Source organism: Bartonella sp. OC16QHHD (assembly GCF_042194035.1).
Lineage (GTDB): Bacteria > Pseudomonadota > Alphaproteobacteria > Rhizobiales > Rhizobiaceae > Bartonella.
Map to the genome: position 1 here is coordinate 219779 of NZ_JBHIMJ010000014.1, position 15242 is coordinate 235020.

Here is a 15242-nt window from a genome sequence, read left to right on the forward strand (position 1 = left end):
GGATTCGAACCTGCGACCCCAGGATTCATACCACTTCGATTTTCACCGCCAGCCTTATCGGCTGTTTGTGGTCTGGACTGTCTCTTCACCTTGAAGCTTTTGCTCTTTAGGTGCTGCCCGTTCAGTCTCTACACCTTTCTCTCATTTGAAAAGAGACTTGGCTCGGGATTGGCATATAGTCGCCCATGAAGCTTTCCCCGAATTTGAGCAGATTCACTTTGAGGATTTCTCCTCAAAGTGCCCAATTTCTTTAGGAATCCTGTGCTCTATCCTACTGAGCTACGCAGACATCATCATATTTAATCTTTAATAGAAGTATAAAAACGAATCAATTATATTCAATATGAATTAACGAATTTCTGTTAATTTTTGTTCCAAAAAGGATAAAACTGCATCTGGTGAAACATTTTTTGCAATAAATGATTGGCCAAGTCCGCGTGTTAAGATGAAAGTCAAATTGTTTTGCGAAACTTTTTTATCTTGGGCAATGAGAGTCATTAAAGTTTCAGCATCTGGTAGACACCCTGGGATATCCTTTAATTGTGTAGGCAATCCTATAAATTTGAAGTGCGCTTCAATGCGTTGTGTAAGCGTGGGGCTTATTAAATTTAATTGAGCAGAGAATTGATGAGCTAGAATCATCCCAATTGCTACGCTTTCGCCATGGATTAAACGGTTGGAGTCATAAGCGGTTGCTGTTTCAAGCATGTGTCCAAATGTATGGCCAAGATTTAAGAGTGCGCGCTCTCCCGTTTCGTACTCATCGCGTGCTACAATGTCAGCTTTAAATTGGCATGAGCGAACAATGGCCTCTGTTCGTATAGGGCCATTAGAGAAAATTTTCTGCCCATTTTTTTCAAGCCACTCAAAAAAGTCAGGTTGGTTAATGAGACCGTATTTTACTATTTCTGCGTAGCCAGCGCGAAATTCGCGCGGCGGCAGGGTATCAAGAAGACACGTGTCAGCAATAACGCATTGTGGTTGATAAAAAGCACCAATAAGATTTTTGCCATATTGGCTATTGATTCCAGTTTTTCCACCAACAGAGGAATCAATTTGTGCAAGAAGCGTTGTGGGCATTTGAATGAAGTTCATACCACGGCGGATTATACTTGCCGCAAATCCTGCTAGATCGCCAATGACACCACCGCCAAAAGCAATAACACAGTCGCCTCTTTCTAAACGCGCAGCAAGAATTTGATCGATGACAACTTGCAGGGTTGAAAATGATTTTGATTGTTCTCCCGCTTCTACAATAATAGGGACAGTATGAATTTTATTTTTTGTTAATTCTGCTTGCAATATCTCCAAATGAAGGGAAGCAACATTTGTATCTGTAACAAGTGCCAAGCGCGTTTGATGAGGATCTTTTTTATTAAGAGCATGTTTAATTTGTGAAGTAGCTTGTGTAATCAGACCCGGACCAATGATGATATCGTAACAGTGTTTGTCCAGTTTAACAGTAACGGTTTTGGTTTGCATGCTGGTTATCCCTATTGTTAATTTCTGTGTATAGGTAGTGCTGTACGGATCGTATAACATTTCGTGCTACGGTATGACGGCTTTCTTTATGACTGTTAATTGTTAAGTTTGCCTTTGCATAGATAGGATAACGCTGTTCCATGAGTTTTTGCATGGTTTCTTTAGGATTGGCTGTTTGAAGCAAGGGACGTGTCGGGTGCTTTGAGACACGTTGCATGAGGATATCAAGATCGACTTTTAGCCATATGGATATACCATTTTTGTGAATGGCTTTTCGGATATTTTCATTTATATAGGCACCACCACCTGTTGCTAAAACAAGGGGATTTTTTTTCATGAGGTTTAGAATAACACGCTGTTCAAGAGCACGAAATTCGGATTCACCATAAATTTCAAAGAGTTCCGTAATTGTCATTTGTGCAGCTTTTTCAATTTCTTGGTCAGAATCATAAAAAGGTAAACGGAGCATGGTGGCGACGCGTCTTCCGATCACTGATTTGCCTGCCCCCATAAGACCAACAAGGACAAGTGCTCTTTTATCAAGGGACGATAAGAGCTGATTCTTTATTTGTGTTATGGGGACGCGTTTTGGTCGATTGCTTTTCATAACTTTATTTCGGCATTTATCCATCTTAAAGTCAATTCCTGTTAATCTTTGTGAGGCATAATACGAGATAGAATATTTTTGGGTAGGTTATTGTCTTATGCCAACATTGACTAGATTTTTGATGATTCTTTTCATTTTGCTTTCTGTTCTTTTCATTATAATGGGTGCTCTTGTGGTTTGGGTTGAACCAGTAACTGTGGATATGTACATTGATGTTCCCTTGGATTCATGGAATTTTTCTACGGAAGCGAATCAATGAAATGAAAAGTGGTGCTGTGATAGATCATTTTCTTGAGATGATGAGTGCGGAGAGAGGGGCTTCGTCTCATACGCTTGCGGCTTATCAGCATGATTTGCAGTGGGCACAAGACGAATTGTCTTCACACTCTGTTTCGCTTTTTTCAGCACAAAAAGAAGATTTAATTACCCTTTTGTCGCTTATGCATACTTTTGGTTTTGCGGCATCGTCGCAAGCGCGCCGTTTATCAACTTTGCGTCAGTTTTATCAATTCCTTTATGCTGAAGGGTTGAGAGCAGATGATCCCTCTCATGATATTGATGCACCTCGTCAGAGGCGTCCTTTGCCCAGAATCATGAGTGAAGATGCAGTGATAAAATTGCTTGATTTTGCGGAGTTAGAAGTCAATCAAGCAGACTATGGGTCCAAAGGTTATTTCCGTGCACTGCGTCTTCAGCTATTGATTGAAATGCTTTATGCAACAGGGTTACGTATTAGTGAGTTGGTGAGTCTGCCGGTTCAGTCTGTTCGAAGGAAGGAATACAGCGTTTTGGTTCGTGGTAAGGGCAAAAAAGAACGAATGGTGCTGTTATCAAAAAAAGCATGCCAAGTTCTTTCACAGTGGTTAAACTTGCGTGATCAGGGAAAGGATGCTACGAGTTCTTATCTTTTTCCTGCGCATTCCGAGACAGGATATATTGCTCGTCAAGTCGTTGCACGAGAGTTGAAAAATCTCGCTAGAAGAGCAGGGATAGGAAGTGATAGCTTTTCTCCCCATGTGTTGCGTCATGCTTTTGCTAGTCATCTTTTGCAAAATGGTGCTGATTTGCGTGCCGTTCAACATTTGTTAGGTCATTCTGATATTGCTACCACTCAGATTTATACCCATGTGTTGGAAGAGGGACTTTATCGTTTAGTCAATGAGCATCATCCACTTGCCGATGAGCAAAAGGCTCGTTAAAGAAAAGGTGATGTTTTTGAAAAAGACTTTATAAAGCAAATTATAAGTGTATAAGTGACACTGAATGAGTTGATACAAATGTATAATTATCTTGATTTTGAAAAACCAGTTGCTGATCTTGATGGGAAAATTCTTGAATTAAAAAAAATTTCTCAGGAAAAAGGCAGTCTTGATATGAGTGACGAGATTGCTCGTCTTGAAACGCGTTCCCAAACAGCGTTGCGCGATATTTATAAAAAATTATCGCCGTGGCAAAAAACACAAGTCGCTCGTCATCCGGATCGTCCCCATTTTATGGACTATTCTAAACGCCTATTGAGTGACGTTACGCCTTTGGCCGGAGATCGCAAGTTTGCTGAAGATGAGGCTATTCAAGCGGGGTTTGCACGCTTTAAAGGTGAGGCCGTTGCTTATATCGGTCAAGAGAAAGGTCACGATACGCAAACACGTTTGCGCTATAATTTTGGTTCTGCACGTCCAGAAGGCTATCGTAAAGCTGTACGTATTATGGAAATGGCTGACCGCTTTGGTTTGCCACTCCTCACTTTTATTGATACAGCAGGTGCTTATCCTGGGGTAAGCGCTGAAGAACGTGGGCAAGCGGAAGCAATTGCTCAATCAACAGCTACAACTTTGCGTTTGAAAGTTCCTGTAGTTTCCGTTGTTATTGGAGAAGGCGGTTCTGGAGGGGCGATAGCAATCGCGGCTGCCAACAAAGTTTATATGTTGGAGCACGCAATTTACTCTGTTATTTCACCAGAAGGAGCAGCTTCTATCTTATGGCGTGATCCAGCTCGTGCAAAAGATGCTGCAATGAATATGCGTATTACCGCTCAAGATTTGTATCGCTTAAAGATTATTGATGGCATTATTTCGGAACCTTTAGGGGGAGCGCATCGTGGCAAAGAGATTGTCATTGATGCAACGGGTGATGTTATTTCAGAGGCTTTAAAAGCTATGGCTGGAAAAGATGGTCAAGTGCTTAAACAAGAGCGAAGGGAAAAATACCTTCAAATTGGTCGATCTCTAACATAGGTTATTTTTTGTGAGGGGTGTTGGATTGGAGTTTTATTCGATGACATTTAGCAGATTCCTCGCTGTGTGTGTGTTGTTTGTAATGGGACTATTGACAGCATGTGAAGGAAGATTACCAGCCTCTATTCGCGCTAAAGTTGAGCAGCCGTTGCCGCAAGAAATCAAAAATAGAATGGTTCTGTATGATATAGATCCCTATGCACCGATTATGATGCGGTTTTTTAAGGAAGAAAATCTTGCTGAAGTTTGGAAGCAATCTCGTTCAGGACCTTTTATCTTGGTTGCTCGCTATGGCATTTGCAAATGGTCTGGTAAGCTTGGACCTAAATATAAAGAAGGGGATCTTCAGACACCAGAGGGTTTTTATACTATTAGCGCAAACCAAATGAATCCTTATTCAAAATATTATCTCTCTTTTAATATAGGATTTCCTAACCTTTATGATCAGGAAAATGGTCGCACAGGAAGCAATCTTATGGTGCATGGTTCTTGCTTTTCCGCAGGTTGTTATTCTATGAGTGATAAGAACATGGCTCAGATTTATGCGTTTGCACGGGATGCTTTTAAAGGAGGACAAAGAGAGTTTCAGTTGCAGGCTTTTCCTTTCCGCATGACCGAGGTTAATATGTCACGTCATAGCAAGAATCCTCATTATCAATTCTGGGTTATGCTTAAGAAAGGTTATGATTTTTTTGAAAAAAATCGTCAACCTCCAACTGTTGAGGTTTATGGAAAACGTTACGTTTTTAATCGCGATATTGATAAAAATTCAGTTTCTCTAATGCAGTGAGTGGTATTGTATCCTACTGCACCGTAAACACTATCACTTAATAATGGTGATACAGGATATGCAAAAACTTTGCACATAAGATGTTTAAGTGAGTGGTCAATATTTTAAAGTGCAGAGTTTTTTCATAGAGCTTTATGTAAGTAAATCATATGAAGTGGGAAGCCAAGAGGAATTTTCTCAAAGAAGTTGGATTGTTTGCACATCGTTACTGGTATCAATCTTCGTTTTTAGTGAAGAGTAAGTTAATATAAAATGTACCTCTCTTTTTATTTCTTTCAAAGAGTTTTATTCTTTTATGCTGTGAAATATTGTCTTGTCGTGCTGTTATATAAGATACATTCACATATTTTAAAATGCGATATTGCCTCTGTCTAATTTTGGTTTTTTTCTTAACAGGGATTTTGATTTCAATTAGCTTGAATAAATATAGAGTTGAGCAGAATATTTTAGAACCAAGAATTTGGCCAATCGGTCTGTGAAATGAATCACATGAAATGGTTTGCAGATGAAGCGCATTTAGAAAGAAAACAATCTATTTGCAGATTGATGGGTATTAAATTTTGTATCATAACAATTTGATTTATAATGATAATTTAGTTTTTAAGTCAAATTAGAACCCTGAATACCGTAAGCTTCTCTCATTTCAAAGCCGTTCCATGTTGAATAAATTAAAACCATTTGCTTGCACGTTACAAGCGGGGATAGCCGCGTGGGTGAAACTGTGCAAGAAAGACTAAAATGCTTTTTACAAACCGTCTCAAGTACCAAGAGCTGTTTCAACATTGGGAATTAGCAAAGTGTGTAATGGTGCCGGTTTGCTCCTTTAAAAGCATAAAGATGGTGGTGCTAATGAATTTAATGTTATATCATTGAAGGGGAGAAAAAATTAAAATTTTATTCCTGGAATGACCAGGGGATTTTCTAAGAGAGCTGTTTTGTCTGCAGTATCTATTGCTGGTTTATTAAAAAAAGCATTGAGGAGCTTTTGTATTGCGTCTTTTTCAACACCATCGGCAATGATGACGAAACGTGTTTGTTTTATTCCTTTTGGCCATGCTGGCAATCTTATGGGAGGATGAAAAAATGTTTGTACGCCATGTAATACAAGTGGGCGATAAGGGTCATCACGTAATGCGATAATTGCTTTAATACGTAATAATTTTGTACCATAACGCTCTTGTAGGAGATCTAAAAAAGCCTCAATTGTGGCGTAATCAACAGGACCCTCACAGTTTAGTGAAAAGGTACGAATGGTTTTATGGGGGCTATGATCATGTGGGGTAGTCGTAAGATTTTGTTTAAGTTTTGTATTTTCTACTTTTTCATCCCATAATGTGTTATTTATTAATAGATTTGAACAGAAATCTTTAGAATGGGCGTCAATGATTTGTGCTGTAGGATTCATTGTTTTAAGTGTGCTAAGGAGTGCATCTGAAAGCGTTTGTGGGTCTCTAAGATCTGTTTTGGTGAGAATGATTTTATCAGCAAATATTAATTGTTTATATATTTCAGGATAGCGCTCACATATGGAAAGTGGGCTTAATGTATCAAATGTTGCAAGAACAGCATTTATGGACAATGTTTGAATAAACAATGGGTGGCTTAAAAGTATTTGTAAAATAGGGGCGGGATCAGCCATCCCTGTGGTTTCAATGATAATATGATGGAGTTGTTTGATCTGTCCTGTCTGAACGCGATTTATTAAATCAATTAATGTGTCGATGAGATCACTGCGTAAATTGCAGCATAAGCAACCATTGGCAAGCTCAATAATTCCTTCTGTTGTTTTTTCAACCAGAAGGTGGTCAATACTGATTTCGCCGAATTCATTGATGATAACAGCACATTCTGTTAGAAGAGGGTCTTGTAGCATACGGTTGAGCAAAGTTGTTTTGCCAGAGCCTAAAAAACCCGTAATAAGCGTGAGAGGGATGCGCTTTATTTTCATGTTAATCATCAATCATAGTTTTGTTTTTAAAAAATATATCTCAGTATGTCTAACCAATTTATAATGATGTCCGTGAGGGATGTAATGGTTAATCCCTCATGAGATCCATTGTACCTCTATCTTTACGCTTATAAAGGTAGGTGCACGTGGGTATATTATACACTTTTTAGCGTCAATGTTATGATAATTCTTGGTTCTTGAAAGGACTTATAGGAAGGATTTTTATTCCTTGTTTTAATTATTTTATCTACATGTTCATCCACCTTGTGGCGCGCAAGAGACTGGTTTTATTGATTCAACAAATACAGATTTGAAATGAGAGAATCTTACAATACTTGTGGTTTTGACATAAGGTACAAAATAATTAATTATCATTATAAATCAAAGTATTATAATTAATTGTAGATTATGATTTATGGCTTTTTATAGAATGGTTTGCGTGCCTTTTATACGGAATATAGGGTTTTCTTAGTGGTTTTACTGTCATTTTAGGTGTTTGTGGCGTACGAATGAGGTGTACTGATAAAGGATGAGAAAAAGAAGGTGGAGCAGTGATAAAAGGTGAGGTGAGAATAATATTTCCTTGATCATCATATGATTTTGCATGCATTTTTATGGCTTCAGGTGTGCATGTTTGTTGTCTCATATTGTTGGCTTTTGTTATGTTGCTCCCATAAGGTTTTAATGTTGCTAGTGTTAATTGGGGGTTTCCTTGGTGCAAAAATCCTATTTCAAGAAGTTGTGCAGCTTTTTCTTCTCTTTCACTTATGTTGTTAGCACCTAGAATGACAGCAATAATTGTACGTTTATTGCGGGTGGCTGAGGCAACAAGATTAAAACCAGAGGCACAAATAAAGCCTGTTTTCATACCGTCTATCCCATAAAAACGGCCAATGAGGTTGTTTGAGTTATGTTGGATTTTTCGATTATTACCAAAATCAATGGCTGGAATAGAAAAATAATGAGCATATTGTGGAAATTCTCTACGTATTTGAACGGCTAAAAGAGCAATATCGCGTGCCGTGGAATAGTTTTGAGGATCTGGTAAACCACTTGCGTTCGCAAAATGGGTGCCAAACATGCCTAAACGTTTAGCTTCGCTATTCATTTTATGTACAAAATCTTTCTGTGAACCCGCAACAGCTTCACTCATGGCAATGGCTAAATCATTGGTAGATTTAACCATGGTGATACTTAAGGCTGTATCAAGTGTGAGTACAGAACCAGCTTTATAGCCTGAACGATATGAGGGAGCTTTTGCGGCGTATTCGCTGATGGTGATATGTTTGTTTGGTGAAACTTCTCCTCGGCTCATGGCACGAAAAATAACATAAGCGGTCATTAATTTTGTCAAGGAAGCAGGATACCAACGCTCAAAAGCTTGATTATGTTTTAAGATACGCCTCGTTGTAACATCAACAGAAATAAAAGGCTGCGCTAAAGCAACAGCGCTGGATAAACTCAAAATCACAGAAAAAAATAAATTATAGAAGAGACGTTGCATTAATTTAAATCTAGTTCCCTCTTATTCGTTATTTAGAATTGTTTTAATGTAGCACACAAAGCTTTTAAGTCTAGGATAGGGAGGAAAGATGGTTAATTGCTGTATCCGTTGTGTCTGTGGGATAAAAACCAACACTCATTTTTATTTTCCCCTTGAATTTGGTTTGATGACTTAAGTATCTCAAGAAATACTTTTTAAATAATGAAGATTGTACAAGATTTCATGTTCTTGGAGGGATTGAATTTCTCAGAAAGGAATGAATCTGCATAATCATGCATTTTTCTTGCTCTCCTGTTAGGATAGCCCTTGGCACTTGAGACGGTTCGTAAAAAGCATTTTAATCTTTTCTTGTATCGTTTTATTCACACAGATATCCCCGCTTGTAATGTGTAAGAAAATGATTCTAATTGATTCAACCTAGAATAGATTTGAAATGAGAGAATCTTACGGTATTCAGGGTTCTCATTCAAGTTGAATAACGCTAAAACATCCTTATAAGTCAATGAGATGTATGTTATTTAAATGATTTTAAAGAGAGGAAGAATTCTTTTTCAAAAAAATTTACACATTGATTATTTCTTATCATGTACATGTGTTTTATAATTTTGAATTAGAAAGTTTGAAGTATCTTTCTTATATTTTTGTTCCCTATACTCCGCTCAATATACAAAGTTATGCATTATTCTTATCAATTAGTGCATTGTTTCATGATGATTTAGTTTTTGAAGTTTCTGAACAGCGTATGGTGGCATAGGAGGAGGGGTAGGATCTTGAGCTGCTAAGAGAAGCAGTTCATCACACGCTTTTTCAGTTTTTTGGACAAGTTGATCTAGAAAATCACGTTTGCTTAAACCCGCTTCTATCGGGGGAAGAATACGGACACGAATTGTTCCGGGATAGCGGCGAAAATTATTGCGTGGCCAATATAAACCCGCATTGTGTGCAATAGGGACAACTTGAAGTCCTAATTCATTATAGAGCGCGACAATTCCTGACTTATAATCTGGTTCTTGACCGGGTTGTCGGCGTGTTCCTTCGGGAAAAATCAAGATTTGGCGCCCTTGTTTTACTTTCTCTTTTGCTTTTTGTATAATCATTTTTAAAGCTTTGATGGGTGTTGTGCGGTTAATGGGGATAATTTGCGTTTTTGCCATATACCAGCCAAACAATGGAATCCACATCAATTCACGTTTTAAAATGAGAGTGGGATCATCAAAATAAGGAACAAGACTGAAAGTTTCCCAAGCTGATTGATGCTTTGGAGCAATGATATAGGGGCCTTTGGGAAGATTTTCTAAACCTTCAATCTCATAACTTGTGCCTGCGATGTATTTTTGCAAAAAGAGTGTAACGCGTGCCCATGTTTTAGGGACAATCCATGCCTTTTTGCGGGGCATTAAAAAATAAACGGGAGCGTAAAGAATCATTTGTATGAAAGTTGTTGTATAAAAAGCGAACGTAAAAAGAATAGAACGAAGGATAAGCACTACATTTTCCATTTTATATCTATAAGAAGACTTCATATATAATATAATTCACATGAGAAAACATCTTCTTTATGTTTTCTCAAGCATCTATTTTTTCGGTAACTCATTTTCCGATATTTAAAAACAGAAGGAAAGAGGTTAATGGAATTACAAAAAGATAAACTTTTTATTCCACGGATTTTATCTATTGCGGGAACAGATCCTTCTGGTGGCGCTGGAATGCAGGCGGATTTGAAGGTTTTTTCAGCTATGAAAACTTATGGTATGAGTGTGGTTACAGCTGTTGTTGCACAAAATACTCAGGGTGTGCGTTCTTTTCAGGCATTAGATGCTTCTTTTGTTGCAGATCAAATTGATTCTGTTTTTGAGGATATCCATGTTGATGCCGTTAAAATTGGTATGGTTGCAAATGCTCAGATTGCACAGGTTATTGCAGAACGTCTTGCTTATCATAAAGTGCGTTTCATTGTTTTTGATCCGGTTATGGTTGCAAAAAGTGGTGATGTTCTTTTAAAGTCTGATGCAATTGAAATTATGCGTGATGTTCTTGTGCCGATGTCAACTTTGATCACGCCAAATTTGCCTGAAGCTGCACTGTTATTGGGGTGTGAAGTGCAATGGTCTTTAGAGACTATGTATCAATATGCTCCACGACTCTTGGCGCTAGGGTGTCATGCAGTTTTGTTAAAAGGGGGACATTTGAATACGCTTACCAAAAATAGCACAGAAAATTACGATTGTTCTAGTCCAGATCTTTATTGTGATTGTGAAAACCTTTTTATACTTGAAGCTTCTCGTCTTTCAACCACTCATGATCATGGGACAGGGTGTACCATTTCTGCTGCCATTGCAGCTCTGTTACCTACTCAACCTTTGGATTGCGCTGTTAAACAAGCAAAAGATTATTTGCATGGCGCTTTAACTGCTTCAGATGCTTTAAAAGTAGGGAAAGGGCGAGGGCCGCTTCATCATTTTTATGCATTATGGAAAGATTAATACAACGATTGATTGTGAAAAATCTTCACTCTATGAATTTGTTTCGTCATTATATGATGTTTTGGACTTATGACTGATAAGTGTTAGCGCATTGTAGCTTAACAGTTATTTTGTATTAAGAAGGATAAGAAAAAATGTTATAATTTGCTTCTTTTATATATTTTTTACGATTAATCTATCCTGTTTCAGAGGCAATTTTGAGTATAAAAAAGAGAGCAAGGAATTGTAAAATCAGGATTTGATAGCAAAAAGAGTAGAGGGAAAGACCTTTTACAAGGCGATATTAAAGCTGGCGGATCCCGCTATATTCGCTGTTTCTTATATTGGTGGCAAAACAGGGTGAGCCAAAATCGTCATCAAAATTATTATATATCTAACATTTACATAGTTTTTGTCGGCATGGATAGGGTTTTCTAAATAGAAATTGATACTTCCTGATGGAATTATTAATGATCTTTCAGGTGATGTGGTAAATTTTTTTCGGATATTACAACGTCATTATCCTTTTTTATGGAACTGCTTTATAGAATTATTGGCGTTTCAGATGAGTAGCCATGAGGAGTTTCAACATTTAATACAGCAAGATCTAGAAACTTTTACGAATTTAGAGCGGATTTTAAGGTTTTTATATTTATAGTGATTCAGTTTTAGCGAGAAGGTAGTCGATTGCACAATCGGAGTTTCAATAGACTTGTAGCGTATGGTTTAATCTTTTCAAAATTGAATTTTTATTCTGTTGTTTAGCTGATGTTACCATTAAACATTTAAAATGGTCTGATTTTATTGTGCACTATGACGGTTTCAATACTTTATGTTACCTTATCTTGATTTGAAGTTATGTTCCTCATGTAAAATAGAATGCACTTAATATTGTTAATTCACATGTCTATTTTAAAGAGATTTCTCTCAAAGTATGTCACATCCATTTTATAATAACGTTCGTGAATGGTCTAAAGCCTCTATGAAGTGTATAAAGCTATTATGCTTCCCATTTTTACGTTTTCAAGGTGAAAGGGGTACCTCCCTATACTATTTTAGCTCCCAATGTTGCGATAATCTTTGGTATTTCAGAGCGTTCAGAAGAAGAGTTTTTATTCCTTTCTTCAAGTGAATTTTATTGATGCCTCAATTTTTCCTGTTATGCGTGAGCAGATGATTGTGAGTGATTTTAATGTATAGAGATTTGAAATGAGATAATCCTATGATATTTGAGACGCTTGCTCAATATGAATAATGATAAATTATCTTTATAAATCAAGTTATTAATTTATTTTTGTGTTGAAGATTATTCTGGATAAGAATTTGTTCAAGAAAGAGGATTATCAAATGATGTGCCAGAAATCCCAAAAACTTAATTTACTCTAAATAATAGGTGAAAACAGTTTATTTCGTTTGAAAATAATTACAATTAGCGTGAGGGATTTTTCATCATCAACTGTGACATAGAAAAAGAAACAATACACATAAAGGACCTTTAAATGATCTTTGAAAGATTTTTTAAGCTCCTTTGGTTATTTTATAAAGCGAAAATTTTTTCTATTAATTAACTAACAGACTAACCATCTAACAAATTATGATGCAACTGTCGTTTTAAATGTTTGCTTTCGAGCTCTTCATAAATATCAGTAACAGACAGTAGATTATCGATCATATAAAAAATTACATTTGTTCAACTTAGATTTGTGATAGATATCTTTTTTAAGACAAAGTAAAAAATAAGAAAATTTGAGTGAGTCATTTGAAACAATTATGTTTGTAAAACTGATTTTAGCTTTTCACTATCAGTATTAAAGGGGATTGGCCAAGCTTCCTTGGTTATATCGATTGCTTGATCATATTTGAGTTCTGCTGAAAATAATAAATTCTTTTAATTGATGAGCAAAAAAGAATTCAGAAGTTTGTAAAGCCCAATTTTTTATAAATGCTAATTCCCTCGTGAGAGGCTTGCATACCAATAACATGACATCTCTTTCTTTTTAAATGCTCAATAGCAATTTTTGTCATGAATGTCCCAATACCTTTTTTCTGAAAATCTGGCTTGGTGACAATATCATACAATCCACCAATCCCATCCGCTTTAATACAAAAACATATTGCTATAGGATTGTTATTTATATAACCAACGAACATCTCTACATCAGAGTCTTTTTTATAACAACGGCCTATTGTTTCATAAAATATAACTGCTTCTTCATTAAAAGGCTCGAAGACTGATGCCATGACATTTCCATAATCTCTAAAATCTTGAAGTGATTCAACTTCCTTGATTTTGAAGCTATCTGGCATAGAAGTAACATGTGAGTCTATATCTTGCGCTAAAGCTGCCATTCCTACCTCTATTTCAACATGCTCTAAGCCAATAGATAAGAGAACTTCATCAACTTTATAATGAGATGAATGAGGTCCAACCCACTAAACTAAAGGTAGTTTCTGCGCATTAAAGGAAGCGATTATAGATTTTTCCTGCTCTACAGGTATAGTTTCTTGTAAATTTTTAGAAGAGATAATATTGAATGTATCTGAAGCGAATGTTGAATTAATAGAAGACACGCCATTTGAAAAATCAACAACCTTCATTTTAGGGCACAATTTTGGTAAAAAACGTACTTTTGAACAAAAATTATTCTCTAATGATAAGTCAATTTTTGATTTGTTTAACATTTGTTTTTCTTGTCATTGCTCATCATTTCTAATTAATCTTTTATACGGGGGCTGTAAAAATCCGTCTAAGTTAAAAATTATTATCTTAGATCTAAGCCCCCAATCCAATAGATGCTTCATAAGAAATTACGAATCTTAGAAAAACTTTGAAAAAAAAATAAATTGATACAAGATCGAGTGGAAAAATATACAAAACCTGCTGGCAAGCTACATGAAGCTACAACAACCGATGACAAGCTATAACTCCACACAAGAACGAATAAATACAAAATTCAATGGAGCGGGCGATGGGATTCGAACCCACGACCCCAACCTTGGCAAGGTTGTGCTCTACCCCTGAGCTACACCCGCTTACCGATTCGATATATGTCTTGTCTGTATGGCGTAGGCTTCTACGAATTGCAACAAAAAAATATCATTTTAGTTTGATTTATTTTGTCCATGTTTAAATAAAATGAAATAAAGATTGATTTTAGAAAATTCTTCAGTAATAGATTATTCTTTTTTTAATTTTTGCATGGAGAGGGGTGGAATATAATGTTGAAGAGAATAAATATATTAGGGATTATCATTGCAACTGTTTTTATGATGAACAGTGTTGCAAAGGCAGATGACCAAGTTAAACGCGTTAAAGTTGCAATAACGCAAATTATGGTCCATCCTGCTGCGGATGCCGTTCGTAAAGGTGTGGAAGATGTTCTTGCAGAAAATGGTTATAAGCAAGGTGAAAATTTTCAACTTACCTTTTTATCAGCGCAGGGTAATATTTCAACAGCAACGCAAATTGCACGTAAATTTGTTGGTGATAAACCCGATGTTATTGTAGCAATTACCACGCCTTCAGCACAAACGATGCTTGCGGCAACAAAAACAATTCCTATCGTTTTTGCGGCGATTTCTGATCCTATCGGAGCTAAAATCGTTTCTTCGCTTACCAAACCTGGCGGTAATATGACGGGGAGTTCTGATCGTATAGATGTTGCAGAAAGTGTTAAACTTTTACAAGAAGTAAAACCAGATTTGAAAAAAATTGGTTATCTCTATAATGCTTCTGAAGCAAATTCTGTTTCAACACTTAAGGTGTTAAAAGATGCGGCAAAAAAAGTTGGAATTGAAATCATTCCTTCATCAGCACCAAAACCTTCAGATGTTCAGGCGGCAACACGGGCTTTAATAGGTAAGGTAGATATCATTTTTATTCCCGCTGATAATACGGTTCTTTCTGTTTTAGAGGGGGCAGTAAAGGTCTCACAGGAAGCAAATGTTCCTGTATTTACTGTTGATGCTAATTCTATTGGACGCGGTCCCTTTATGACGCAAGGTGTGAATTTCTATGATGTAGGGGTTGATGCTGGGAAGCTGGTTGTGCGTATTCTAAAGGGTGAAAAGCCTGGTGATATTGATGTTGTGCAGGCGGCTAATAATGACATTCGAATTGATATGAAAGCAGCAAAAAAAGCGGGGATTGTTATTCCGCAGGCAGTTATTGATCGTGCAACAAAAGTGATTCAATGACTTTCATTGATAGGATGT

Annotated in this window: 12 protein-coding genes and 1 tRNA gene; 5 read left to right on the forward strand and 8 right to left on the reverse strand. The window is 36.8% G+C overall.

Annotated elements, in window-relative coordinates:
• Positions 1-348: 348 nt before the first annotated feature.
• A complete protein-coding gene (gene aroB, locus ACFIK1_RS02685) occupies positions 349-1482 on the reverse strand; it encodes a 3-dehydroquinate synthase (RefSeq protein WP_375662028.1) in 1134 nt (377 codons plus the stop codon).
• Complete coding sequence (locus ACFIK1_RS02690; RefSeq protein ID WP_375662050.1) at positions 1457-2089, reverse strand: shikimate kinase; 633 nt, start codon at positions 2087-2089, stop codon at positions 1457-1459. Before ACFIK1_RS02690 ends, aroB begins: the two co-directional genes overlap by 26 nt.
• Positions 2090-2349: 260 nt before the next feature.
• On the opposite strand from ACFIK1_RS02690, the gene ACFIK1_RS02695 reads away from it, so the two are divergent.
• From ACFIK1_RS02695 to ACFIK1_RS02705, 3 genes are all read left to right on the forward strand, one after another.
• Positions 2350-3288: a site-specific tyrosine recombinase XerD gene (locus tag ACFIK1_RS02695; RefSeq protein ID WP_375617420.1), complete on the forward strand. Its 939-nt coding sequence runs from the start codon at positions 2350-2352 to the stop codon at positions 3286-3288.
• A gap of 78 nt (positions 3289-3366) precedes the next feature.
• Positions 3367-4323 carry an acetyl-CoA carboxylase carboxyltransferase subunit alpha gene (locus ACFIK1_RS02700; protein ID WP_375611312.1) on the forward strand — a complete coding sequence of 319 codons (957 nt, stop codon included), beginning with the start codon at positions 3367-3369 and terminating at the stop codon, positions 4321-4323.
• A 40-nt stretch (positions 4324-4363) separates the two neighbouring features.
• Positions 4364-5113, forward strand: a complete 750-nt coding sequence (locus ACFIK1_RS02705; RefSeq protein ID WP_375662029.1) for a L,D-transpeptidase family protein — start codon at positions 4364-4366, stop codon at positions 5111-5113.
• An 886-nt stretch (positions 5114-5999) separates the two neighbouring features.
• Here the strand turns inward: ACFIK1_RS02705 and ACFIK1_RS02710 are convergent.
• The 3 genes from ACFIK1_RS02710 to ACFIK1_RS02720 form a co-directional block, all read right to left on the reverse strand.
• Complete coding sequence (locus ACFIK1_RS02710) at positions 6000-7061, reverse strand: CobW family GTP-binding protein (RefSeq protein WP_375633924.1); 1062 nt, start codon at positions 7059-7061, stop codon at positions 6000-6002.
• Between the two features lie 406 nt (positions 7062-7467).
• Positions 7468-8565, reverse strand: a complete 1098-nt coding sequence (locus ACFIK1_RS02715; RefSeq protein WP_375642807.1) for a D-alanyl-D-alanine carboxypeptidase family protein — start codon at positions 8563-8565, stop codon at positions 7468-7470.
• A 692-nt stretch (positions 8566-9257) separates the two neighbouring features.
• Entirely contained in the window at positions 9258-10064 is an 807-nt protein-coding gene (locus ACFIK1_RS02720; protein WP_273790137.1) for a 1-acyl-sn-glycerol-3-phosphate acyltransferase, read from the reverse strand.
• Positions 10065-10193: 129 nt separating this feature from the next.
• Between ACFIK1_RS02720 and thiD the strand changes: the two genes are divergently transcribed.
• Positions 10194-11048 (forward strand): bifunctional hydroxymethylpyrimidine kinase/phosphomethylpyrimidine kinase, encoded by an 855-nt coding sequence (gene thiD / locus ACFIK1_RS02725; protein ID WP_375633612.1) that lies wholly within the window; start codon positions 10194-10196, stop codon positions 11046-11048.
• A 1890-nt stretch (positions 11049-12938) separates the two neighbouring features.
• Here the strand turns inward: thiD and ACFIK1_RS02730 are convergent.
• From ACFIK1_RS02730 to ACFIK1_RS02740, 3 genes are all read right to left on the reverse strand, one after another.
• On the reverse strand, positions 12939-13376 hold the full coding sequence (locus ACFIK1_RS02730) for a GNAT family N-acetyltransferase (protein ID WP_375633610.1): 438 nt from the start codon (positions 13374-13376) through the stop codon (positions 12939-12941).
• An 84-nt stretch (positions 13377-13460) separates the two neighbouring features.
• Positions 13461-13709 (reverse strand): hypothetical protein, encoded by a 249-nt coding sequence (locus ACFIK1_RS02735; RefSeq protein WP_375662030.1) that lies wholly within the window; start codon positions 13707-13709, stop codon positions 13461-13463.
• 276 nt (positions 13710-13985) lie between these two features.
• Positions 13986-14060, reverse strand: a tRNA-Gly gene (locus tag ACFIK1_RS02740).
• Positions 14061-14246: 186 nt separating this feature from the next.
• On the opposite strand from ACFIK1_RS02740, the gene ACFIK1_RS02745 reads away from it, so the two are divergent.
• Positions 14247-15224, forward strand: a complete 978-nt coding sequence (locus tag ACFIK1_RS02745) for an ABC transporter substrate-binding protein (RefSeq protein ID WP_375654838.1) — start codon at positions 14247-14249, stop codon at positions 15222-15224.
• Positions 15225-15242: the final 18 nt, after the last annotated feature.